Below are 22559 nucleotides of genomic sequence, written 5' to 3' on the forward strand. Positions count from 1 at the left end.
GATCCACCAGCCACTCGCGCCCTGCGCCCTCGGCGAGGAGGGCGGCCGGCAGGGCGCCGAGGGCGCAGGGCGCGAGTGGCTGGTGGATCCGTTGTGCGGCACGCTCAACTACGCGGTCGGGAACATGGTCGTGGCCGTCAACGTCGCGCTGCCCGACCGGGCCGCCGCCGTGGCCGATCCGTTCAGCGGCGAGGTGTTCGCCACCGACGGGCAGCACGCGTGGGTCTCGTCCCGGGACGGTGCGGACACCCCGCTCGCCCCGACGCCCGCGACCAGTCTGGTCGACGTCAACCTCGACCCGCCGTTCCCGAGCGCGCCCGGATTCCGGGCGGTCGGACTGCTGGCCCGGCAGGGATTCATCGAGCACTTCCGCCCTCGGGTCGTCTCGTCCTCACTCGCTTTGGCGTGGGTCGCGGCGGGCAAGCGCGCCGCCTACGTCACGGACGGCGGCGACCTGTCCGCCAGCGTGCACTTCGCGGCCGGGATCGCGCTGTGCCGGGCGGCGGGGTGCGTGGTCACGGGAGTGGACGGCGGCCCGATCGGGGCCGGGGGACGGGGACTTGTGGCGGCGGCCGACGCGGCCACCCATGCCCGCCTGATGGCGCTCATCGCCGGCTGACCGCGCGGATCAGCACCCGTGGTTCCGGTGCGTACGGCGGCTGGTTCACGTACGCACCGCGGCGTTCGCCTGCCACTCGCGGCCGATGGAGCGCATGAGCGCCGGGTACACCCCGAGGTACCGGAACGGCTTGATGGCCGCCATGTAGAGCGTGCCGAGCCGCCCGTTCGGCTTCACCAGGACGGCCATCTGCCCGCGGTGGCCACCGGAGCCGTCAGAGACCCAGCCGATGTGCATCACCGCGTGCACCGTCCTGTTGCCCATCTCTGCGGCCCACTCGTCGCCTCGCAGATACAGGGAGGTGAACGGGGACGAGCCGAGTCCGGGGCCGTGCGGGCCCTCGCGCAGGTCCGCGGGCAGCCTGTCGCGCAGCGAAGGCACCCGGTGGTCGACGCCGGCGCCGGGCTTGTCGAGGCCGAGCAGCGCACCGAGCTTCCAGCGGATGGCGAACAGCGCGCGGGAGACCGGACCTTCCCCCTTCACCCCGTCCTGCATGCCGTCCGAGATCTGGCGCACCAGCCATACGAAGTCGTCGGGCCCGCCGGGCGTGGGCAGTGCCCAGACGTCCTCGACGGTGAAGTCGCCGGCGATCTCGTGGATGCGCCAGGGGCGACCGGTGTGGGCGGTTCGGGGAAGTCGCATGAGCAAACCCCTGTCTATACGGTGGCGTATAGAACGAGCGTAGACCCATTTATACGGCACCGTATACTCGGCGGGACGTGAGGAGGCGCACACCCATGGCGACAGCCCGCACACCACGGGAGAAGTGGATCGAGGAGGGCCTGCGGGCGCTGGTCGCGGGTGGCCCCGAAGCCGTCCGGATCGAGCTGCTCGCGCAGGCGCTCGGTGTCAGCAAGGGCGGTTTCTACGGGTACTTCCGCAACCGGGCCGCTCTGCTCACCGAGATGCTCGACACCTGGGAGTACGAGGTCGCCGAGGGTGTGATCGAGCAGGTCGAGAGCGACGGCGGAGATGCCCGGGCCAGGCTGGAGCGGCTGTTCGCGATCGTCGCGGCCGCCACCGACGGGCCGGTGCGGGGCGTCACCGCCGACATGGCGGTCCGCGACTGGGCCCGCCGCGATCCGGACGTGGCCGAGCGGCTGCGCCGCGTCGACAACCGCCGTATGGACTACCTGCGTTCGCTGTTCTCGTCCTTCTGCCCCGACGAGGCCGAGGTGGAGGTCCGCTGTCTGCTCGCGGTTTCGGTGCGCATCGGCAACCACTTCAACGCCGCCGACAACGGCAAGTACAGCCGTGCGCAGGTGATGGAGCTCATCAGGCAGCGACTGCTGGCGTAGTGCGGCAGGCCGCGGGGACGACCTCCGGACCGCCCTGTCCGCGGCCTCCGGTCCACCCGTGCGCGGCCCCTAGTCCGCCCCGTGCACATCCCCCCGCGTCATCGACCGCACCGCAGCTCCGAACCCCGCCGCGTCCGGTGGCATCCCCGGGTGGTGGGCGTCGGCGGTGGAGGCCGCGCCCAAGGTGAGGCGGGAGACGATGCGGTAGCGGTCGCCGCGGTAGACGGAGTGGACGTACTCGACGTTGCGGCCGGATGTATCCGTCGTCAGGCGCTCGAAGAGGAGCGCGGGGGACAGGACCGGGACGTCCAGGAGGCGGGATTCGGCTTCGCTGGTGACGGTCGGCTCGATGGACTGCGTCGCCTCGCGGACATGCACCCCGTGCTGGGTGCGCAGATGCTCGTAGAGGTCGCCGCCCTCGAGCTCCTCGGCGGTCAGACCCGGTACCAACTCGGCCGGGATGTGCAGGTATTCGATGGCCATGGGGGCTTCGTCGACGATCCGCAGACGTGCCACGTAGGTGATCTCGGCGGCGGGCGAGATGCGCAGCCGCCGGCCCACGCGGGCACCCGCGGGCATCGTGGTGAATTCCAGGAGCCGGCTCGACCAGGTGCCGCCGGCCTGGGGGAGTGCGAGGGAGTGGTCGTCCGAGACCATCTCCTGCGTGATCTTCTCCGGCGCGACGAACATCCCGCGCCCGTGCTCACGGACCAGCACACCGGTGGCGACGAGTTCGTCCACCGCGGCGCGCAGCGTCGGCCGGGAGACGCCGAGCCGGCCGCACAGGGTGCGTTCGGAGGGGATCGCGTCGCCCGGGCGCCGGGACTCGACGAGTTCGAGCAGGAACTCCCGTACACGATCCCGTTTCAGCACTCCTGAGGATTCACCGTCCATGGGCGGACCTTACCAGAGATGACCAGTTGGTTTGCCTGGCAAGGTGGTCAACCCCGTGGGGGCTTGTAGTCATCGGACGTTCACCTGGCCAATCATCAATTGGTCCAGGCCTCTTGACGGCCTCATTGGTCCATGCCACCTTGCTCCATCAGCAACTGGTCACCTTTCCAATTGGTCATCTCTGTGTGGGTCTGAAAGGGCTGGGTCATGAAGACAGCACGTCTCCTCGCAGGCGCCGCCGCACTCGCGGTCGCCGCCTCGCTCAGCGCATGCGGTGGCAGTGACGACAAGGGCAATGAGAACGGCAAGGGCGACGGAGGGCGCACCACCATCGACGTATGGCTGATGCGCGACAGCGTCTCCGAGGCCTTTCAGAAGGACTTCGAGAAGGACTTCGAAGCCAAGAACCCCACCATCGACGCGAAGATCCAGATCCAGGAGTGGAACGGGATCGGTCAGAAGATCACCGCCGCCCTCGCCTCCAACGACGCACCCGACGTCATCGAGGTCGGCAACACCCAAGTCGCCCAGTACGCGGCCAGCGGCGGTGTGAAGGACCTCAGCGACAAGGTCGAGGAGCTCGGCGGCGGCGACTGGATCCCGGGTCTCGCCGAACCGGGCAAGGTCGACGGCAAGCAGTACGGCATCCCGTACTACGCGGCGAACCGTGTGGTCATCTACCGCACCGACCTCTACGAGAAGGCCGGCATCAAGCAGCCGCCCACCACCCGCGAGGAGTGGCTGGCCGCGACGAAGAAGCTGAACACCGGTAAGCAGCAGGGCATTTATCTGCCCGGGCAGAACTGGTACACGCTCGCCGGAATGATCTGGGACGAGGGCGGCGACCTCGCCGTGCAGGAGGGCGAGACCTGGAAGGGCGCCCTCGACACCCCCGAGGCCCTGGCCGGCATGGACTTCTACAAGGAGCTCCAGGCCCTCGGCAAGGGACCGAAGGACTCCGACGAGGCCGAGCCCCCGCAGGTCGGCGTGGTCGCCAAGGGCGATGTCGCCCAGGTGATCGCGGTGCCCGGCGGGGCCAAGCTGATCGAGGAGGAGAACCCCGAACTCAAGGGCAAGCTCGGCTTCTTCCCGATCCCGGGCAAGAGCGCAGACAAGCCCGGCGCGGTGTTCACCGGCGGCTCCGACCTGATCATCCCGGAGGCCTCCGGCAACCAGGACGAGGCGTACACCTTCATCAAGGCGCTGTCGGGCGACGAGTGGCAGAAGAAGCTGGCCACGACGATGAGTTACGTGCCGAACAAGAAGTCACTGGCGAGCGTGCTCGAAGCCGACCCCGGCGCCTCGGCCATGGCCAAGGGCGCCACGAACGGCCGCGCCACCCCCAACTCCCCGCAGTGGGCGGCCGTCGAGGCCAACAACCCGATCAAGGAGTTCATGACGCAGGTCCTCACCGGCGCCGACCCGAAGAAGGCGGGCGCCACCGCCACCGAGTCCATCAGCAAGGCCCTCGGCGGCTGAGATGACCCTGTCCACCGCGCCGCGCAAAGTGCGCGCCCCGGGGCAGGAGCTGCGGCGGCCGGCTGCCCCCGGCCGCCGCAGGTCCGTAGTCCTGTGGCCGTATCTGCTCATCGCGCCGACCGTGCTCGGCGTGGTCTTCCTGCTCGTCTATCCGCTCCTGCGCAACGTCCAGCTGTCGTTCCAGAACTTCGGTCTGGCCGAACTCATCCGCGGCGGCGCCGAGTTCGTCGGCTTCGACAACTACCGCGAGCTGCTCACCGGCCAGGAATTCTGGGACGTCGTATGGCGCACCCTGATCTGGACCACCGTGAACGTCGTCCTGATCGTGGGCCTCGCCACCCTCGTCGCCCTGATGCTCCAGCGCCTGGGCCGCACGATGCGCATCCTCGTCATGAGTGCGCTCGCCCTCGCCTGGGCCACCCCGATCCTCGCGGCGACCACGATCTTCCAGTGGCTGTTCGCCTCGCGCCTCGGAGTGGTCAACTGGGTTCTCGTCCAGCTGGGATTCGACTCGTACGAGGGCTACTCCTGGTTCGCGGACGGCACCGCCACCTTCAGCATCCTGGTCATCCTCGTGGTCTGGCAGTCGGTCCCGTTCGCCGCGATCACCATCTACTCCGCGCTGACCACCGTGCCCGCCGAGATCTATGAGTCCGCGCGTCTCGACGGGGCCTCGGACTGGCGGATGTTCCGCTCCCTGACCGTGCCCATCCTGCGGCCCATCTTCGGCCTGGTGCTCTGCCTCGAAGTCATCTGGGTCTTCAAATGCTTCCCGCAGATCTGGGTGATCAGCGAAGGCGGGCCCAACGATGCCACCACGACCCTGCCCGTCTACGCGTACCAGGTGGCCGTCTCCCAGCAGCACTACGACCTGCAGGCCGCCTCCTCGACCATCACCGTCCTGCTGCTCGCGGTGATCCTCTTCGTCTATCTGCGCCAACTGTTCCGTCAGGAGGGGGAGTTGTGAACCCGCGGTTCCTGTTGCGCCGGCTGCCCCTGAACCTCGCCGCCCTGGCCGTCTTCGTCGTCACGATCTTCCCCGTGTACTGGATGACGTCCACCGCCTTCAAACCCTCCGGCGACATCAATGCCGACACCCCGGTGTTCGTCCCGACCCGGCTCACCCTCGAACACTTCCGTACGGCGGTGGCGGCGGACGGCTTCGGCACGTTCTGGCGCAACAGCCTGTTCGTGACGGTCACGGCGGTGCTGCTCGCGCTGCTCATCGCGATGGGCGCGGCGTTCGCGGTCGCCCGGCTGCGGTTCCGCGGCAAACGCGGCTTCGTCCTGATGGTGTTCATCGCGCAGATGGCGCCCTGGGAAGCGATGCTCATCCCCGTCTACATCATCGCCCGCGACACGGACCTGCTCGACCGCCTGGCGATGCTGACGCTGCTCTACTTCATCTTCACGCTGCCGTTCACCATCATCACGCTGCGCGGCTTCCTCGCCGCCGTCCCCGTGGAGCTGGAGGAGGCGGCCCAGGTCGACGGCTGCACCAGACTCGGCGCCTTCCGCCGCGTCACCTTCCCGCTGCTCGCGCCCGGCCTGCTCGCGACCTCGCTGTTCGGCTTCATCACCGCCTGGAACGAGTTCGCCTTCGCCAACATGCTCATCGTCAAGAACCAGGAAGACCGCACCCTGCCCGTCTGGCTCTCCTCGTTCTCCAACACCTTCGGCACCGACTGGGGCGCCACCATGGCCGCCTCCACGCTCTTCGCGCTGCCGGTGCTGATCCTCTTCCTCGTGCTGCAACGCCGGGTCACCACCGGCTTCGTCTCGGGTTCCGTCAAGGGCTGACCCGATTCCGTCAAGGGCTGACCCGGGTTCCGTCAAAGGCTGACCCACAAGGCCGACCTGAAGGGCTGACCTGCATGCTGATTCCGCGCCCCCGCCAAGTCGTGCGCCAGAGCGGGCACTTCATCCTCGACACGGAGACCACCCTGCACCTAGCGCCGGGCGCGGAACGTGCGGCCGACCTGCTGCGCCTGCGCACCGGACTGCCGCTGCAAGCGGCGCCGGACAGCAGTTTCGTCCTCGCGATCGACCCGGCGCTCAGCGGACTCGGTGACGAGGGATACGGACTGACCGTGGGCCGGGACGCGGTGCTGCTTCGTGCGCGCACCGACGCCGGCCTGGTCAACGGGGTGCACACCCTCGCGGCGCTCATGGAACGGGGCAGCCGCCTGCCCTGCACCCAGATCAGCGACAGCCCCCGCTTCCCCTGGCGGGGCGCGATGCTGGACGTCGGCCGCCACTTCCTGCCGATCTCGTACGTACGCGACTTCGTCGACCGCATCGCCGCGTACAAGCTGAACGTGCTGCATCTGCACCTCACCGAGGACCAGGGCTGGCGGCTGCCGGTGGACGCCTACCCGCTGCTCACCGAGGTCGGCTCGGTCCGCGCCCAGACGGCTGGCGACGGAACACCGCACGGTGGCCACTACACCAAGGCGGAACTGCGGGACCTGGTGACTTACGCGGCCGCGCGCGGAGTCCGCGTCATGCCGGAGATCGAGATGCCCGGTCATGCACGGGCCGCGATCGCCGCGTATCCCACGCTCGGCAACTTCCCCGAGCGCCGCCTGAGCGTCTGGGACCGCTGGGGCGTCTGCGAGAACGTGCTCGGCGTCCACGACGAGGTCTTCACCTTCATGGAGACGGTGCTCGGCGAGGTCATGGACGTCTTCGAGAGCCCGTACATCCATCTCGGCGGCGATGAATGCCCCACCGGGGAATGGGAGGAGAGCCCCCGCGCCCGCGCCGTCGCCGCCGAGGCCGGACTCTCCCCGAAGGAGCTGAACGCCTGGTTCCTCACCCGGGTCGGCCGCTACCTGCTCGACCACGGCCGTACGCCGGTGAGCTGGGCGGAGCCCGACGCGACCGCACTGCCACCGGAGTTCGTGGTGATGCCCTGGCGGGACGCCGCCCACGGACAGGGCGCCGCGCGCCGCGGCCACCGGCTGGTGATGACCCCGCACCGCACCACGTATCTCGACTATCCGCAGTCCGACGCCCCGCACGAGCCGCCCGGCCAGCCCGGCGACCCCGTCACGCTCGAGGACGTGTACGGCGCCGAGCCCGCGCCCGCCGACTGGGAGCCCGACGAGCGGGCCAAAGTCCTGGGCACCCAGGCCCAGTTGTGGACCGAGCACGCGGCGACACCCGCCGAGATCGACTATCTGCTCTTCCCGCGGATCGCCGCGCTCGCCGAGGTGGCCTGGAGCGAGAGCCCACGCGATCTCCCCGATTTCCGGCGCCGTCTGCAAGCGACCCAGGCGCGCTGATCAGGTCACCTGCCGGTGGCCGGACACCCCCACCATGAGGAGGAACACCTCGTGCACAGAAGACTACGGACGACCACCGTGGCCAGATTGCGGACCACGGCCGTCGCCGCCGCCCTGACCCTGGCCGCCGCGGGCGCACTCACCGCACCCAGCGCGGCGGCCGCCGACGAGGCGGTCACCGCCCAGTACCACACCGGTTCGACCGGCAGCGACCAGGCCGAACCGTGGCTGAAGCTCACCAACTCGGGCTCCTCCGCCGTCCAGTTGAGCGGCCTCACCATCCGCTACTACTTCAAGGCCGAATCCGCCTCCAGCGCCTACCGCTTCGCCTGCTCCTGGGCGGTGAAGGGCTGCGCCAACATCACCGGCACCTTCGGCACACTCGCCAAGCCCACCGCCACCGCCGACCGCTATCTGGAGATCGGCTTCACCCAGGGCGCAGGATCGCTGGCCGCCGGCGCGAACACCGGCGACATGCAGCTGCGCTTCCACCGCACCGACTGGCAGTCCCTGAACCAGCAGGACGACTACTCGTTCGGCGCCGCCCAGACCTCGTACGCGAACTGGAGCAAGGTCACCGTCCAGCGCGGCGGCACCCTCCTGTGGGGCACGGCCCCCGAGGGCAACGACCCGGGAGATCCCGGTGACCCCGGCGATCCCGGTGGCCCGGGCGGCCCCGACCCCACCAAGCCCGCGCTCTTCGACGACCTCGACTACACCGCCCACAACGACCCGCGCATCGCCCAGCGCGGCTGGACCGTGAAGTCCGGCCAGGGCGGACCCGGCGTGCCGGGCGCGACCTGGGCGCCCGAACAGGTCACGTTCGCCCAGGAGTCGGGCAACAGCGTCATGACGCTGCGCACCAGCACCGACGGCACGGCGGCCGGTACCAGGCAGACCGAGCTGTACCACCAGCGCAAGTTCACCAAGGGCACGTACGCGTCCCGCGTGTACTTCAGCGACGCGCCCAACTCGGGCCCCGACGGCGACCACATGGTGCAGACGTTCTTCACCATCACACCGCTCGACGCCCCGATGGATCCGAACTACGGCGAACTCGACTTCGAGTACCTGCCGAACGGCGGCTGGGGCGAACCGTCCAACATCCTCTACACGACCTCCTGGGAGACGTACAACCCGGAGCCGTGGCAGGCCGTGAACGCCCACACCGAGGTCCGCCAGAGCTACGCCGGCTGGCACGACCTGGTGGTCACCGTCGACAACACCTCGATCAAGTACTACGTGGACGGTCAGCTGTTCGGCACGCACGGCGAGCCGTATCTGCCCGAGACCGCCATGTCGATCAACCTCAACAACTGGATCATCTCCGGCGGCCTCGTCGCGTCCAGCACCCCCCGGGCGTACGACCAGAAGGTCGACTACGTGTACTACGCCAAGGACCAGATCCTGACCCCGGACCAGGTCAAGGCCCAGGTGGCGAAGTACCGGACGGACAAAGTGGCGCACACGGACAACGTGAGCTGAAAGATCCCCGGTCGGTCGGGGGTGCGCGCGGCTCGCGTACCCTCGACCGCACCATGGATCCCGTCACCGGCCCCGTGCCTGTCACTGCCACCGTCCCCGCCGCCTGGCCCACGACCGAGGCGCAGGCGCGTGCCGTGCAGGACGAACTGCGCGCGCGTGTGGTGCCGGCAGAGGACGGGCCGCCGCCGCCCGGACAAGGGCTGGTGGCAGGGGTCGACGTCGCATACGACGACGAGCGCGATGTCGTCGTCGCGGCCGCCGTCGTGCTCGACGCCGCGACGCTCGAAGTGGCCGAGGAGGCCACCGCCGTCTGCCGGATCTCCTTCCCGTACGTCCCCGGGCTCCTTGCCTTCCGTGAACTCCCGGCCGTGCTCGCCGCACTCGAAGCGCTGGCCACCCCGCCCGGGCTCGTGGTCTGCGACGGCTACGGGCTCGCGCACCCGCGCCGGTTCGGCCTCGCCGCGCACCTCGGGGTGCTGACCGGGCTGCCCGCCATCGGCGTCGCGAAGAACCCCTTCACGTTCTCGTACGAGGAGCCCGCTGCCGTACGGGGATCGGTGGCCGCGCTCGTGGACGGGAGCGAGGAGGTCGGGCGGGCCGTCAGGACCCAGGACGGGGTCAAGCCCGTGTTCGTGTCCGTCGGGCATCGGGTCTCGCTCGACAACGCCTGCGCGCACACTCTGGAGCTGTCGCCCCGCTATCGGCTGCCGGAGACCACCCGGCACGCGGACTCGCTGTGCCGTCGGGCGTTGGCGCGGGTTCTGGCTGCTTCCTGAGCAGCGGATAAGTGTTTGTGCCGGCTCCCGGCAGATGTTGCAATGCGCCCATGGACCATGAGGAAGTACTGCGGCTTTTCGACCGGCAGGTGCGGCGTGGACTGGCTGCCGACCACCCCGGTACCCGCGTCGAGGACACCGGGACGGTGGTGCGCCAGAGCGGGGGAGCGACGGACTGGAACGGCGTCGTGTACTCCGCCGTCGACGAGACGACCGCCGATGCCGTGATCGCCGAGCAGGTGCGCCACTATGGCGCGCTCGGCGTCGAATTCGAGTGGAAGACCTACACGCATGACCAGCCGGCCGACTTGGGGGAGCGGCTGGTGCGGGCCGGGTTCGTCCCCGAGGAGCCCGAGAGCCTGATGATCGCCGAGGTGGCCGCGCTGTCGACGGTGGTCGAATTGTCCGACGGGCTGCGCTTGGTGGACGTCACCGACGAGGCGGGCATCGAGCTCGCCGCGCAGGTGCACGAGCAGGCCTTCGGTACGGACAGCAGCCGGCTGAAGCAGCAGATGCTCGACCGGCTCGCGCACCGGCCGGACAGCTTTGTGATGACCTTGGCGATGGCGGGGGAGCGACCCGTCAGCGCGGCCCGGATCGAGTTGCGCGACGACGCGGACTTCGCGGGCCTGTGGGGCGGCGGCACCGTCGCCGAGTTCCGCGGCCGCGGGATCTACCGGGCCCTGGTCGCCCACCGCACCCGTATCGCCGCCGCCCGCGGCATCGGCTACCTCCAGGTCGACGCACTCCCGACCAGCCGCCCGATCCTGGAACGCCTCGGTTTCGAGCAGGTCAGTGTGACGACTCCGTACATCCGTAAGCCGTAACTCCCGGTGGGCGGCCGGCTCGTCGGTTCAGCGTTCGGCCGCCACCCGGAACACGATCCCCGCCTCCCGCAGCCGCTTCAGGAGTGCGTCGCCCATCGCGACCGCCGGTGTGACCTGGCCGGATGTGCGGGGCAGGTTGTCGAAGGCCAGGGCGAGGGCCGACTCCGCGAAGATCTTTGCTGTCTCGCCGTAGCCGGGGTCGCCGCCCGACACCTCCGTGTAGACCCGGCGGCCGCCGCCCTCGCCGACGAAGCGCACCGAGAACCAGCTGCGCGCACGGCGCTCCTCGCTCGGACCTTCGCCGGGCGCGATCTTGGACGACAACCACCGGCGCACCGGCGGCACTTGAGCGGCCGCGAGCAGCCCGCCCATCGCGGCGACGCCGCCGAAGGCGAACGGCAGCGTCTTGACCGCCGCGTAGTGGCGGTAGCGGAAATCCGGTCCGTAGCGCTCGAGCGCGCGGGCCGAACGCTGTACGACCTGCGCGTCGATCGTCGGCAACGGGAGCGCCCAGGCCCCGACTTCCGCCGCGTACCGCGGTGCGCTCACCGGTGCGTACGCGCGGCGGCCGACCAGACGCGGCTGGTGCCGGCGCCGTTCCTGCGCCGCCGCGGCCATCTGCCGGCCCCGCGCGAACTGTCCGAGCGCGGACGCGAAGGTCCCGCCGGAGAACGTCGCCGACGCCCGTACGAAACCGTCGATCCGCAGCGGTACGTCCTCGGGCAGCTGCTGCACGGTGAAGTAGACGCCGAGATCGTGGGGCACGGAGTCGAATCCGCACGCGTGCACAAGGCGCGCGCCCGTCTCACGGGCCCGCGCCTCGTGCTGTACGTAGGTGAGATCCACGAACTCCGGTTCGCCGGACAGGTCCAGATAGTCGGTGCCGAGGTCGGCGCAGGCCCCGACCAGCTCATGGCCGTACTGGACGTACGGGCCGACGGTGGTGGCCACCACCCTTGCGGAGGCGGCGAGTTCACGCAGCCCCTCGCGGTCACCGGAGTCCACCGCGATCATGGCGATCTTCGAGGCCCGTGGATCGAGCTCGGCGAGACGCTCGCGCAGCTGCTCCAGCTTGCGGGCGCTGCGTCCGGCGATCGCCCAGCGCAGCCCGTTGGGGGCATGGCGGGCCAGATACTCGGCGGTCAGTGTCCCGACGAAGCCGGTCGCCCCGTACAGCACGATGTCGTGGTCGCGCTGGTCCCGCTCACTCATGGCTCACCCTTCAGCCCTGCCCCCGCGCCGTTGTCGGTGGCCGAGGCTAGCGTGCACGGTGCAGGCCGGTGCAAGGGGCCCGGCCAGGACTGGGAGGTACGTCATGGCCGATCCGTTGCCGGCGGGGCGCCCGCCGGCCGAGTCCGCGGTCGCCCGCTGGGAGAAGGTCCGGGCGTTCGCCCTCGAACTGCCCGGCGCCGAGGAGGAGTTCCCCTGGGGTGAGATCGTCGCCAAGGTGCACAAGAAGGTCTTCGTCTTCCTGGGCGTCTCGGACGGTTCGTATCCGATGGGTATGACGGTCAAGCTCAAGAACCCCGAGGCCCATGCGCACGCCCTGACCGCTCCGGGAGCGGAGCCGGCCGGTTACGGCCTGGGGAAGTCGGGCTGGGTGCGCATCCCACTGGAGGGCCCCGATGCCCCGCGGGCGGACCTGCTGTGCGACTGGGTGGAGGAGAGCTACCGGACGATCGCACCGAAGACGCGGGTCGCCGAGCTCGACCGGAGCGATGGACGATGACGACTCCGGCGAGGGCGACAGTCAGGCCCAGGGCGGTCTGAAGACCGAAGGGTTCGCCGAACATCAGCGCTCCCCAGACCGCCGTGACCGGTGCCATCAGGAACATGAGCGTATTGACCTCGGTGACGCCGGAGCGCCGAAGGAGCAGCCAGTACAGCCCGTAGCCCCCGAAGGTCGACAGGACCACGAGCCAGGTGATCGTGGTCCAGAAGGCGGTCACGGCGGGCGGCGCGGCCTGACCCGTGGCCAGGGCAAGGGCCGTGAAGACGACGGCACTTGTGAGGCAGTGGATCGTCAGGGACGTCGTGGGCGCGACCGGTGTGCGGGTGCGGCTCTCGAGGAGAGTGGCGGCGACCAGCGAGAGCATGCCGAGGAGCGGGATCGGATACGCCCACCAGGCGACCCCGGAGCCGGCGGCGGCATCGGCCAGGGTGACGAGGGCGACACCTCCCATGCCCAGGCACAGTCCGAGCCACTGCCGGCCCGAGACATGCTGATGCAGCAGCGGTCCGGCGAGCGCCCCGGCGACCAGGGGCTGGACGCCGTCGATCAGAGCGGTGGTGCCGCTGGCGACGCCGAGCTGGATCGCGGAGAAGACGGTGAGCAGATAGCCGCTCTGCGAGAGCAGACCGATCAGGGCCTGCCTGCCCGCATCCCGGGCAGTGAGGCCCCGCCACGCCTTGGTCCACACGGTGACGATCACGAGGAGCACGAGCGCGAGCGGCAGAAACCGCCACATCAGGACGGTGACCGCGGAAGCGCCGCCCGCGCCGAGCTTGGCCCCGATGAAACCGGAGCTCCAGCAGAACACGAAGGCGGTCGAGAGCAGGATGTTCATCGGCTACCTCCAGTAAACAGATCGGTTTACTCGCTCCACTATACAGATCGGTATACATTGAGGCCATGAGTACTGCTGAGGGGCTCCGGCGTATCGTGTTGACCCCCGCCGCGCGCCGCGCGCTCGAAGCCGCCGGCCGGCTGTTCTACGAGCGCGGCATCCATGCCGTCGGGGTGGATCTGATCGCCGCCGAGGCCGGGGTGACGAAGAAGACGCTCTACGACCGGTTCGGCTCCAAGGAGCAGATCGTCGTGGAGTATCTGGCCGGGCGCGACGAGCGCTGGCGTACGTTTCTCGCCGAACGTCTGGACGCCGAACGCTCGCCGCGAGAGCGCGTCCTGGCCGTCTTCGACGCGTCGCGCGCCTGGGCCCTGGAGAACTCCCCCAAGGGCTGCAGCATGGTCAACGCGCACGCGGAGATCAGCGATCCCGCCCATCCCGCGTACCCGATCATCACCGGGCAGAAGCAGTGGATGCTGGACCTCTTCACCGGCCTGTGCGCGGACATCGAACCGGGCCGGGCCGACCGGCTCGGGCGGACTCTCATGCTGCTGCACGAAGGTGCCCTGGTCGCCCATGGGTTGAACGTCTTCGCCGACCCCATCGCGCACGCCCGCGACGAGGCGCGCGCTCTCCTCGCGGCGGCGGGGGAGTAAAAATAAGCGCTTGCTCGGAAACCCTTGTCTTCGCCGCGGCCCGTTCCTAACATCGCTGATGTTACAGCGGTTGTGTCACAGTCAGATCAGTCCGAGCGGGCCGCATCCCCGCGACAACTCACCAGCAGACGCAGGGGGTTAGATGGCAGGGAACGGGCCACTCGAAGGGGTAAGGGTCGTCGAGCTCGCCGGGATCGGACCCGGTCCGTTCGCCGCGATGCTCCTCGCCGACCTCGGTGCGGACGTCGTACGGATCGACCGGCCGGGCGGCGCCGGGCTCGCCATCAAACCCGCGTACGACGTGACGAACCGCAACAAACGGTCCGTCGTCGTCGACCTCAAGACCGAAGCCGGACCGGCCACGGTCCTCGACCTCGTCGAGCGCGCCGACATCCTCATCGAGGGCTACCGACCCGGCGTCGCCGAACGCCTCGGCGTCGGACCCGAGCAATGCCACGCCCGCAACCCCCGCCTGGTGTACGGCCGGATGACCGGCTGGGGGCAGCAGGGCCCGCTCGCCCAGCGCGCCGGGCACGACATCGCGTACATCGCCATCACCGGCGCACTCGGCATGATCGGCAAGCCCGAAGAGCCCCCGGCCATCCCTGCGAACCTCGTCGGCGACTATGCGGGCGGCTCCCTCTACCTCGTCGTCGGCGTGCTCGCCGCACTGCAGCACGCCCGCTCCACCGGCGAGGGCCAGGTCGTCGACGCCGCCATCGTGGACGGCACCGCGCATCTCTCGGCGATGATCCACGGCATGATGGCGGCCGGCGGCTGGCAGGACCGGCGCGGCGCCAATCTGCTCGACGGCGGCTGCCCGTTCTACGGCAACTACGAGACCGCGGACGGCGGTTACATGGCCGTCGGCGCCCTGGAGCAGCAGTTCTACGAGGAGTTCGTGACGCTACTCGGCATCGCCGACCAGGCGCCGGCGCGCAAGGACCTCGCGCGCTGGGGCGAGCTGCGGTCGGCCATCGAGGCGCGGTTCAAGACGCGGACCAGGGACGAGTGGACCGCCGTCTTCCAGGACTCGGATGCCTGTGTGGCCCCGGTCCTCTCCCTGCGCGAGGCCCCGGAGCACCCGCACCTCAAGGAGCGCGGCACCTTCGTGGAGCACTCGGGGATCACCCAGCCCGCGCCCGCCCCGCGCTTCTCCGCGACCCCCGGGACCGTACGAACGGGTCCCGCGCTGCCCGGTGCGCACACCGAGGACGTGGCCAGGGACTGGGATGTGCAGAGCCTCATCACCGACGACAAGGAGCAGGCATGACGACCCCTTCGGGCTTGGAGCGCAGGCTCTACGGCGAGGAGCACGAGGCTTTCCGCGGCACCGTGCGGACCTTCCTCGAGCGCGAGGTCGTGCCGCACCACGAGCAGTGGGAGAAGGACGGCATCGTCTCCCGCGACGCCTGGCGCGCCGCCGGCAAGCAGGGCCTGCTCGGGCTCGCCGTGCCCGAGGAGTACGGGGGCGGCGGCAACACCGACTTCCGCTTCTCGGCCGTGCTCGCCGAGGAGTTCACCCGCGCCGGCGCCTCCGGGCTCGCGGTCGGACTGCACAACGACATCATCGGCCCGTATCTGACCTCGCTCGCCACCGAGGAGCAGAAGCGCCGCTGGCTGCCCGGCTTCTGCTCCGGCGAGATCATCACCGCGATCGCGATGACCGAACCCGGCGCGGGCTCGGACCTCCAGGGCATCAAGACCCACGCCGAGGACCAGGGCGACCACTGGCTGCTCAACGGCTCGAAGACCTTCATCTCCAACGGCATCCTCGCCGACCTGGTGATCGTCGTCGCCCGTACGACTCCCGAGGGCGGCGCGAAGGGCCTGTCGCTGCTCGTCGTCGAGCGCGGCATGGAGGGCTTCGAGCGCGGCCGCAACCTCGACAAGATCGGGCAGAAGGCCCAGGACACCGCCGAGCTGTTCTTCCGGGACGTGAAGGTCCCCAAGGAGAACCTGCTCGGTGACCTCAACGGGGCGTTCCTGCACCTGATGACCAACCTCGCCCAGGAGCGCATGGGCATCGCGGTCGCCGCCATCTCCGCCGCCGAGTACCTGCTGCAGATCACCATGGAGTACGTGCAGGAGCGCGAGGCCTTCGGGCGCAAGCTCGCCAAGCTGCAGCACATCCGCTTCGAGATCGCAGAGATGGCCACCGAGTGCGCCGTCACCCGTACGTTCCTCGACCGCTGTATCGAGGACCACACGAACGGGGTGCTCGACCACGTCCACGCCTCGATGGCCAAATGGTGGGCCACCGAGTTGCAGAAGCGGGTCGCCGACCGCTGTCTGCAACTGCACGGCGGTTACGGCTACATGACCGAGTACCGCGTGGCGCGCGCCTTCACCGACGGCCGTATCCAGACCATCTACGGCGGGACCACCGAGATCATGAAGGAGATCATCGGACGGTCCCTGCTGCCGTAGCAGCCCGGATCTTTCCCACCCTCACCCCGCACACCGGAAGGCTTATCCGTGAGCACCGAAGCGTACGTCTACGACGCGATCCGCACCCCGCGCGGGCGCGGCAAGGCCAATGGGTCCCTGCACGGCACCAAGCCCATCGACCTCGTGACCGGTCTGATCAAGGAGATCCAGACCCGCAACCCGGACCTCGACCCCGCCACGATCGACGACATCGTGCTCGGCGTCGTCGGCCCGGTCGGCGACCAGGGCTCGGACATCGCCCGGATCGCGGCCATCGCCGCGGGCCTGCCCGACACGGTGGCCGGCGTCCAGGAGAACCGCTTCTGCGCCTCGGGTCTCGAAGCCGTCAACATGGCCGCGATGAAGGTCCGTTCCGGCTGGGAGGACCTGGTGCTCGCCGGTGGCGTCGAGTCGATGTCGCGCGTACCGATGGCCTCCGACGGCGGCGCCTGGTTCGCCGACCCGATGACCAACTGGGACACCAACTTCGCCCCGCAGGGCATCGGCGCCGACCTCATCGCCACCACCGAGGGCTTCACCCGCCGCGATGTGGACGAGTACGCGGCCCTGTCCCAGGAGCGCGCCGCGAACGCCATCAAGGAGGGCCGTTTCGAGCGCTCGGTGATTCCCGTACGGGACCGCAGCGGTCTCACCGTCCTCGACCACGACGAGTTCCCGCGCCCGGGCACCACCGCGGACTCCCTCGCCAAGCTCAAGCCGTCCTTCGCGGACATCGGCGACCTCGGCGGCTTCGACGCGGTGGCGCTGCAGAAGTACCACTGGATCGAGAAGATCGACCACGTCCACCACGCGGGCAACTCCTCCGGCATCGTCGACGGCGCCTCGCTCGTCGCGATCGGTTCGAAGGAGGCGGGGGAGCGGAACGGCCTGACCCCGCGCGCCCGGATCGTCTCCGTCGCGGTCTCCGGCTCCGAGCCGACCATCATGCTCACCGGTCCCGCCCCGGCCACGCGCAAGGCCCTCGCCAAGGCGGGCCTGACCATCGACGACATCGACCTCGTCGAGATCAACGAGGCCTTCGCAGCCGTCGTGCTGAGGTTCGTCAAGGACATGGGCCTGAGCCTCGACAAGGTGAACGTCAACGGCGGCGCCATCGCGCTCGGCCACCCTCTCGGCGCCACCGGCGCGATGATTCTGGGCACGCTCGTCGACGAGTTGGAGCGCCAGGACAAGCGGTTCGGGTTGGCCACGCTCTGCGTCGGGGGCGGTATGGGCATCGCGACGATCGTGGAGCGCATCTAGAGCTCACGCCGGGGCCGGCCCGCTGTGGTGGGGAGATGCCGCACGCAGTGCGCATCTCAGGGGCGCGGGGAACTGCGCGAGCAACCCACGACAGCCCGCACCCGGCCACAAGCCCAGCGGCCCTCCCGTAGCCGCCACCCGACAACCTCAGACTTCACGGAGACCGCACCATGACGCAGAGCACGACAATCCGCTGGGAACAGGACGAGACCGGCATCGTCACGCTCGTCCTCGACGACCCCAACCAGTCCGCGAACACCATGAACCAGGCGTTCAAGGACTCGATCGCCGCGATCGCCGACCGGGCCGAGGCCGAGAAGGACTCGATCCGCGGCATCATCTACACCTCCGCGAAGAAGACCTTCTTCGCCGGCGGTGACCTCAAGGACATGATGAAGGCCGGCCCCGAGGACGCCCAGCGCGTCTTCGAGACCGGCACCGGCATCAAGGCCTCGCTGCGCCGCATCGAGACCCTCGGCAAGCCCGTCGTCGCCGCCATCAACGGCGCCGCGCTCGGCGGCGGTTACGAGATCGCCCTCGCCAGCCATCACCGCATCGCCCTCGACGCCCCCGGCTCGAAGATCGGCCTGCCCGAGGTCACCCTCGGTCTGCTGCCCGCGGGCGGCGGCGTGACCCGCACCGTACGCCTGATGGGCATCGCGGACGCGCTCCTGAAGGTGCTGCTCCAGGGCACGCAGTACAGCCCGAAGCGTGCCCTGGACAACGGCCTCGTGCACGAAGTCGTGGCCACCCGCGAGGAGATGATCGCCAAGGCCCGCGCCTTCATCGACGCCAACCCCGAGTCGCAGCAGCCCTGGGACAAGCCCGGCTACCGGATCCCCGGCGGCACCCCGGCGAACCCCAAGTTCGCCGCGAACCTGCCGGCCTTCCCGGCCAACCTGAAGAAGCAGCTGGCCGGTGCGCCCTACCCGGCCCCGCGCAACATCCTCGCCGCCGCGGTCGAGGGCTCCCAGGTCGACTTCGAGAACGCGCTGGTCATCGAGGCCCGCTACTTCACCGAACTGGTCACGGGCCAGACGGCGAAGAACATGATCCAGGCGTTCTTCTTCGACCTCCAGGCCGTCAACTCCGGCGCCAACCGCCCCAAGGGCATCGACTCACGCCCGGTCCGCAAGGTCGCCGTGCTCGGCGCGGGCATGATGGGCGCCGGCATCGCGTACTCCTGCGCCCGCGCCGGCATCGAGGTCGTCCTCAAGGACGTCTCGGCCGAATCCGCCGCCAAGGGCAAGGCGTACTCCGAGAAGCTCTGCGAGAAGGCGGTCAAGCGCGGCCGTACGACCCAGGAGAAGGCCGACGCCCTGCTCGCCCTGATCACCCCGACCGCCGACCCCGCCGACCTCGCGGGCTGCGACGCGGTGATCGAGGCGGTCTTCGAGGACCCGGCGCTCAAGCACAAGGTGTTCCAGGAGATCCAGCACATCGTCGAGCCCGACGCGCTGCTCTGCTCCAACACCTCGACCCTCCCCATCACGGCACTCGCCGAAGGCGTCGAGCGCCAGGGTGACTTCATCGGTCTGCACTTCTTCTCACCCGTCGACAAGATGCCGCTGGTCGAGATCATCAAGGGTGAGCGCACCGGCGACGAGGCCCTCGCCCGCGCCTTCGACCTGGTCCGCCAGATCAACAAGACCCCGATCGTGGTCAACGACTCGCGCGGCTTCTTCACCTCGCGCGTCATCGGCCACTTCATCAACGAGGGCGTCGCGATGGTCGGCGAGGGCATCGAGCCCGCCTCCGTCGAGCAGGCCGCGGCCCAGGCCGGCTACCCGGCGAAGGTGCTCTCGCTCCTGGACGAGCTGACCTTCACGCTCCCGCGCAAGATCCGCGAGGAGAGCCGGCAGGCGCTCGCGGCCGAGGGCGTCGAGATGCCCGTGCACCCGGCCGAAGGCGTCATCGACCGGATGATCGACGAGTTCGGCCGCAAGGGCCGCTCCTCCGGCGCCGGTTTCTACGAGTACGGCGAGGACGGCAAGCGCGGTCCGCTGTGGCCCGGGCTCCGCGAGCACTTCACCAAGCCGGGGTACGAGATCCCGTTTCGCGACATGCAGGAGCGGATGCTGTTCTCCGAAGCCCTCGACACCGTAAGGCTGTTGGAGGAAGGCGTCCTCACCTCGGTCGCCGACGCCAACATCGGCTCGATCTTCGGCATCGGCTTCCCGGGCTGGACCGGTGGTGTCCTGCAGTACATCAACGGATACGAGGGCGGCCTGCCCGGCTTCGTCGCCCGCGCCCGCGAACTGGCCGACACCTACGGCGAGCGGTTCCTGCCGCCGGCGCTGCTCGTGGAGAAGGCCCAGAAGGGCGAGCGCTTCTCGGACGCGTAACTGCCACAGGTGGTACGGGAGGCCGCGCGGCCTCCCGTACCACCGCGGTACCCGCTGACCGGATCGTTCCGGCAGTGGCCCGGATCGAGCCTGGAACCGTAGTGGAGTGCCAGGTCACCATGGGGACATGAGCCGAGCGCTGATCGTCATCGATGTCCAGGAATCGTTCCGAGCCCGACCCCTGTGGGACGAGATCGGCAATCCGAAGATCGCGGAACCAGTGAACCGCCTCGTCCGTGCGGCCCGCGCGGCCGGCGACCGGGTCATCTGGGTGCTGCACCAGGAGCCCGGAACGGGCGGGGTCTTCGATCCGGCCGAGGGCCACGTACGCCTCCTCGACGAGCTGGAGCGGCCGGCCGCGGACGAACCGGTCCTCCGCAAGACCTCGCACAACGCGTTCACCACCACCAACCTCCAGCAGCTCCTCACGGAAGCCGGCCTCACCGAGCTGTGGGTGTGCGGGATCCGCGCCGAGCAGTGCGTGGAGACCACCACCCGCGTCGGCAGCGACCTCGGCTACCGCATGGTGTTCGTGAAGGACGCCGTGACGACCGACAACGACACCGGATTCAGCCCCGAGGAGCTCATCGCCCGCACCGAGGCGGTGCTGCGCGACCGCTTCGCACGGATCGCCACCGTCGCCGAGTTCGAGAACGACCTGGCAGCATCTTCCGCGTGAACCGCGTCGTCTTCCTGCTCCTGCCCGGAGTCCACCTGCTCGACCTGGCCGGGCCCGCCCAGGCCTTCGGTCTCGCAGGGGACTTCGGGCATCCGTACGAGCTGGCGTATGTCGCCGAGGAATCCCCGGTGGCCAGCGCCCAGGGGCTGCCCCTCGCCGCCGGTACGAAGTGGCCCGAGCCGTCCGCGGACGACCTGCTCATGGTGCCGGGCTGGCGCTCGGACGCGCTGCGTCATCCGCCCGCGGCGAGCGAGGCCGTCCTGGAGCGGCTCCGCGCGCACCATGACAGGGGCGGCACCGTCGCCAGTGTCTGCGCGGGAGCCGAACTCCTCGGCCGGGCCGGCCTGCTCGACGGGCGCCGCTGCACCACGCACCACGACCTGCAGGACGCGCTGGCCGGCCGCTATCCGAGGGCGACGGTCGTGCGTGACGTCCTGTTCACCACCGACGACCGCGTGGTCACCTCGGCCGGTATCGCCAGCGGAATCGACCTCGTGCTGCATCTGCTCGCCCAGCGCCACGGCCCGGCGCTCGCCGCTCGCGTGGCCCGCAGCATGGTGGTGTACGCCCGCCGCAACGGCGACGAGCCGCAGGCGAGCGCCATGCTGCGGCTTCGCTCCCACCTGGACGACACCGTCCACCGCGTCCAGGACCACATCGACTCGCATTACGCGCAGTCGCTGCCGCTGACCGCGCTCGCTGCTCGAGCGGGCGTCAGCGAGCGGACGTTGACCCGGATGTTCCACCGCGCCACCGGGGGGCTGACGCCGCTGCGCTACCAGCAGACCCTGCGCGTGGAACGGGCCGAGCACCTGATCGGCCACGGCGAGACGGTGGAGGCGGCGGCCCGTGCCGTGGGTTTCGAGGACGCGCGGATGCTGCGCCGGCTGCGCAGCCGTACGGCACAGGGTGTCGGGTGAGTGACCGCCGCCCGGTTCAGGCCTCGGCCCCGTCCACGTACCGCCGCCGCAGCTCGTCCTTGAGCGACCGCTGGAACGCCGTGACCAGGGCCTGCACCACCATCGGCTGCATGTCCGCCGACAGCGCCTTCATAGCCTCCACCGCCTCGGGGTCCGACTCCCGCTCCCGGTAGGGCCCCCACACCTCGTCCTGGAAGAGCCGCGTCAGCTCCTTGGCCGCCTGCCGCGAGTGCTCCAGCATCACATCGCGCGCCGCCAGGATCGTGTCCTGCGCGATCGGCACGTCGAGCAGCCGCAGCCCCAGATGCAACAGGCCCGGGTCGATACGGAAGACGTCCGGATCCTCGGTGCGCTCCAGGACGCTCATCGCCGCGAGCCGGTCCACATCCGACTCCGACAGCGTGCCGCCCGCGCGCCGTGCCAGCTGCTCACGGCTCATCTCCGTGGCGCCCTCCGGGATCCAACTCGCCACCAGTGCGCGGTGGATGGCCAGATCGTGCGCCGTCATGTCGGCCGGCAGCTGCTCCATGTAGCGCTCGATCGCCGCGAGCGTCAGACCGTGGTGCTGCAGCTCCTCGATCAGCGCGAGCCGCGACAGGTGCGCCGCCCCATAACGGCCCACCCGGCGCGGACCGATCGACGGCGGCGGCAGCAGGCCCCGGGTGCTGTAGAAGCGGACGGTACGCACCGTGACCCCGGCGCGGGCGGCCAACTCGTCGACGGTGAGGGAGGGTTCGTACCCGGCGGACGCCCGCTCCCGTCCGAGCTGCCCCTCGGCCTGGGTGGTCATTGCTCGCAGCCTCGCTTCCCGCCTCGCTTCACACCGAGACACGTACGTGTTCGCACGGCCCGGCACCTTGCACCAATGCGGTGCAACAGTATTGCTGTCTCACCACCCTTGTGAAACGGTCCGGGACAATGCCCGACGGACAGGGGGCCGCCTTGAGCAGCCCGACGGACAGGGGGCCGCCATGAGCGAGCGAAGCGAGCGAATCAATAAGAGGAGCGCGCTGTGCTCACAGCCCGCCGAGCGA

Annotated in this window: 21 protein-coding genes and 1 pseudogene; 17 read left to right on the forward strand and 5 right to left on the reverse strand. The window is 69.8% G+C overall.

Going from position 1 to position 22559, the window contains the following annotated elements:
- Positions 1-619 (forward strand): inositol monophosphatase family protein (locus tag ABT367_RS27360; protein WP_352255764.1); only part of this gene is annotated, 619 nt, incomplete at its 5' end.
- 45 nt (positions 620-664) lie between these two features.
- Here the strand turns inward: ABT367_RS27360 and ABT367_RS27365 are convergent.
- Entirely contained in the window at positions 665-1261 is a 597-nt protein-coding gene (locus ABT367_RS27365; protein WP_352255765.1) for a DUF2867 domain-containing protein, read from the reverse strand.
- Positions 1262-1356: 95 nt separating this feature from the next.
- Here ABT367_RS27365 and ABT367_RS27370 point away from each other — a divergent pair, with 95 nt between their 5' ends.
- A complete protein-coding gene (locus tag ABT367_RS27370) occupies positions 1357-1917 on the forward strand; it encodes a TetR/AcrR family transcriptional regulator (protein ID WP_352255766.1) in 561 nt (186 codons plus the stop codon).
- 69 nt (positions 1918-1986) lie between these two features.
- On the opposite strand, the gene ABT367_RS27375 is transcribed toward ABT367_RS27370, so the two are convergent.
- Positions 1987-2811, reverse strand: a complete 825-nt coding sequence (locus ABT367_RS27375; protein ID WP_352255768.1) for a GntR family transcriptional regulator — start codon at positions 2809-2811, stop codon at positions 1987-1989.
- A 207-nt stretch (positions 2812-3018) separates the two neighbouring features.
- Between ABT367_RS27375 and ABT367_RS27380 the strand changes: the two genes are divergently transcribed.
- The 7 genes from ABT367_RS27380 to ABT367_RS27410 all read left to right on the forward strand — a co-directional run bounded on the left by ABT367_RS27380 (position 3019) and on the right by ABT367_RS27410 (position 10665).
- Positions 3019-4290, forward strand: coding sequence for an extracellular solute-binding protein (locus tag ABT367_RS27380; RefSeq protein ID WP_352255769.1), 1272 nt, complete (start codon positions 3019-3021; stop codon positions 4288-4290).
- Between the two features lies 1 nt (position 4291).
- Positions 4292-5257 carry a carbohydrate ABC transporter permease gene (locus ABT367_RS27385; protein WP_352255770.1) on the forward strand — a complete coding sequence of 322 codons (966 nt, stop codon included), beginning with the start codon at positions 4292-4294 and terminating at the stop codon, positions 5255-5257.
- On the forward strand, positions 5254-6090 hold the full coding sequence (locus ABT367_RS27390) for a carbohydrate ABC transporter permease (RefSeq protein WP_352255771.1): 837 nt from the start codon (positions 5254-5256) through the stop codon (positions 6088-6090). The genes ABT367_RS27385 and ABT367_RS27390 overlap by 4 nt, the downstream gene beginning before the upstream one ends.
- A gap of 74 nt (positions 6091-6164) precedes the next feature.
- Positions 6165-7577, forward strand: a complete 1413-nt coding sequence (locus ABT367_RS27395; RefSeq protein ID WP_352255772.1) for a beta-N-acetylhexosaminidase — start codon at positions 6165-6167, stop codon at positions 7575-7577.
- A 78-nt stretch (positions 7578-7655) separates the two neighbouring features.
- Complete coding sequence (locus ABT367_RS27400; RefSeq protein ID WP_352255773.1) at positions 7656-9062, forward strand: cellulose binding domain-containing protein; 1407 nt, start codon at positions 7656-7658, stop codon at positions 9060-9062.
- Positions 9063-9115: 53 nt separating this feature from the next.
- Positions 9116-9838, forward strand: coding sequence for an endonuclease V (locus ABT367_RS27405; protein ID WP_352255774.1), 723 nt, complete (start codon positions 9116-9118; stop codon positions 9836-9838).
- Between the two features lie 50 nt (positions 9839-9888).
- On the forward strand, positions 9889-10665 hold the full coding sequence (locus tag ABT367_RS27410; RefSeq protein ID WP_352255775.1) for a GNAT family N-acetyltransferase: 777 nt from the start codon (positions 9889-9891) through the stop codon (positions 10663-10665).
- A gap of 27 nt (positions 10666-10692) precedes the next feature.
- Here ABT367_RS27410 and ABT367_RS27415 read toward each other — a convergent pair whose 3' ends face one another.
- Complete coding sequence (locus tag ABT367_RS27415) at positions 10693-11877, reverse strand: saccharopine dehydrogenase family protein (RefSeq protein ID WP_352255776.1); 1185 nt, start codon at positions 11875-11877, stop codon at positions 10693-10695.
- Between the two features lie 103 nt (positions 11878-11980).
- On the opposite strand from ABT367_RS27415, the pseudogene ABT367_RS27420 reads away from it, so the two are divergent.
- Positions 11981-12280: pseudogene (locus ABT367_RS27420) on the forward strand (MmcQ/YjbR family DNA-binding protein); the annotation flags it as partial.
- Here ABT367_RS27420 and ABT367_RS27425 read toward each other — a convergent pair.
- Positions 12183-13232 carry a DMT family transporter gene (locus ABT367_RS27425; protein ID WP_352255777.1) on the reverse strand — a complete coding sequence of 350 codons (1050 nt, stop codon included), beginning with the start codon at positions 13230-13232 and terminating at the stop codon, positions 12183-12185. The pseudogene ABT367_RS27420 and the gene ABT367_RS27425 overlap by 98 nt on opposite strands.
- A 65-nt stretch (positions 13233-13297) precedes the next feature.
- On the opposite strand from ABT367_RS27425, the gene ABT367_RS27430 reads away from it, so the two are divergent.
- From ABT367_RS27430 to ABT367_RS27460, 7 genes are all read left to right on the forward strand, one after another.
- A complete protein-coding gene (locus tag ABT367_RS27430) occupies positions 13298-13888 on the forward strand; it encodes a TetR/AcrR family transcriptional regulator (protein ID WP_352255778.1) in 591 nt (196 codons plus the stop codon).
- A gap of 142 nt (positions 13889-14030) precedes the next feature.
- Positions 14031-15161, forward strand: coding sequence for a CaiB/BaiF CoA transferase family protein (locus ABT367_RS27435; protein ID WP_352255779.1), 1131 nt, complete (start codon positions 14031-14033; stop codon positions 15159-15161).
- Positions 15158-16318, forward strand: coding sequence for an acyl-CoA dehydrogenase family protein (locus tag ABT367_RS27440; RefSeq protein WP_434975550.1), 1161 nt, complete (start codon positions 15158-15160; stop codon positions 16316-16318). Before ABT367_RS27435 ends, ABT367_RS27440 begins: the two co-directional genes overlap by 4 nt.
- 48 nt (positions 16319-16366) lie before the next feature.
- Entirely contained in the window at positions 16367-17581 is a 1215-nt protein-coding gene (locus ABT367_RS27445; protein WP_352255780.1) for an acetyl-CoA C-acetyltransferase, read from the forward strand.
- A 170-nt stretch (positions 17582-17751) separates the two neighbouring features.
- On the forward strand, positions 17752-19926 hold the full coding sequence (locus tag ABT367_RS27450; RefSeq protein WP_352255781.1) for a 3-hydroxyacyl-CoA dehydrogenase NAD-binding domain-containing protein: 2175 nt from the start codon (positions 17752-17754) through the stop codon (positions 19924-19926).
- 127 nt (positions 19927-20053) lie between these two features.
- Entirely contained in the window at positions 20054-20605 is a 552-nt protein-coding gene (locus tag ABT367_RS27455) for a cysteine hydrolase family protein (RefSeq protein WP_352255782.1), read from the forward strand.
- Positions 20602-21525, forward strand: coding sequence for a GlxA family transcriptional regulator (locus ABT367_RS27460; RefSeq protein WP_352255783.1), 924 nt, complete (start codon positions 20602-20604; stop codon positions 21523-21525). The genes ABT367_RS27455 and ABT367_RS27460 overlap by 4 nt, the downstream gene beginning before the upstream one ends.
- 16 nt (positions 21526-21541) lie before the next feature.
- Here the strand turns inward: ABT367_RS27460 and ABT367_RS27465 are convergent, their stop codons facing one another.
- Positions 21542-22315: a MerR family transcriptional regulator gene (locus ABT367_RS27465; RefSeq protein ID WP_352255784.1), complete on the reverse strand. Its 774-nt coding sequence runs from the start codon at positions 22313-22315 to the stop codon at positions 21542-21544.
- Between the last annotated feature and the right edge of the window lie 244 nt (positions 22316-22559).

The organism is Streptomyces mesophilus (genome assembly GCF_040300965.1).
Taxonomy (GTDB): Bacteria; Actinomycetota; Actinomycetes; order Streptomycetales; family Streptomycetaceae; genus Streptomyces; species Streptomyces mesophilus_A.

What these genes read in the sequence shown, in the direction of transcription:
- ABT367_RS27365 (WP_352255765.1), bottom strand. Translation starts at nt 1,261, where the DNA reads ATGCGACTTCCCCGAACCGCCCACACCGGTCGCCCCTGGCGCATCCAC.
- ABT367_RS27370 (WP_352255766.1), top strand. Translation starts at nt 1,357, where the DNA reads ATGGCGACAGCCCGCACACCACGGGAGAAGTGGATCGAGGAGGGCCTG.
- ABT367_RS27375 (WP_352255768.1), bottom strand. Translation starts at nt 2,811, where the DNA reads ATGGACGGTGAATCCTCAGGAGTGCTGAAACGGGATCGTGTACGGGAG.
- ABT367_RS27380 (WP_352255769.1), top strand. Translation starts at nt 3,019, where the DNA reads ATGAAGACAGCACGTCTCCTCGCAGGCGCCGCCGCACTCGCGGTCGCC.
- ABT367_RS27385 (WP_352255770.1), top strand. Translation starts at nt 4,292, where the DNA reads ATGACCCTGTCCACCGCGCCGCGCAAAGTGCGCGCCCCGGGGCAGGAG.
- ABT367_RS27395 (WP_352255772.1), top strand. Translation starts at nt 6,165, where the DNA reads ATGCTGATTCCGCGCCCCCGCCAAGTCGTGCGCCAGAGCGGGCACTTC.
- ABT367_RS27405 (WP_352255774.1), top strand. Translation starts at nt 9,116, where the DNA reads ATGGATCCCGTCACCGGCCCCGTGCCTGTCACTGCCACCGTCCCCGCC.
- ABT367_RS27410 (WP_352255775.1), top strand. Translation starts at nt 9,889, where the DNA reads ATGGACCATGAGGAAGTACTGCGGCTTTTCGACCGGCAGGTGCGGCGT.
- ABT367_RS27415 (WP_352255776.1), bottom strand. Translation starts at nt 11,877, where the DNA reads ATGAGTGAGCGGGACCAGCGCGACCACGACATCGTGCTGTACGGGGCG.
- ABT367_RS27425 (WP_352255777.1), bottom strand. Translation starts at nt 13,232, where the DNA reads ATGAACATCCTGCTCTCGACCGCCTTCGTGTTCTGCTGGAGCTCCGGT.
- ABT367_RS27430 (WP_352255778.1), top strand. Translation starts at nt 13,298, where the DNA reads ATGAGTACTGCTGAGGGGCTCCGGCGTATCGTGTTGACCCCCGCCGCG.
- ABT367_RS27435 (WP_352255779.1), top strand. Translation starts at nt 14,031, where the DNA reads ATGGCAGGGAACGGGCCACTCGAAGGGGTAAGGGTCGTCGAGCTCGCC.
- ABT367_RS27440 (WP_434975550.1), top strand. Translation starts at nt 15,158, where the DNA reads ATGACGACCCCTTCGGGCTTGGAGCGCAGGCTCTACGGCGAGGAGCAC.
- ABT367_RS27450 (WP_352255781.1), top strand. Translation starts at nt 17,752, where the DNA reads ATGACGCAGAGCACGACAATCCGCTGGGAACAGGACGAGACCGGCATC.
- ABT367_RS27455 (WP_352255782.1), top strand. Translation starts at nt 20,054, where the DNA reads ATGAGCCGAGCGCTGATCGTCATCGATGTCCAGGAATCGTTCCGAGCC.
- ABT367_RS27465 (WP_352255784.1), bottom strand. Translation starts at nt 22,315, where the DNA reads ATGACCACCCAGGCCGAGGGGCAGCTCGGACGGGAGCGGGCGTCCGCC.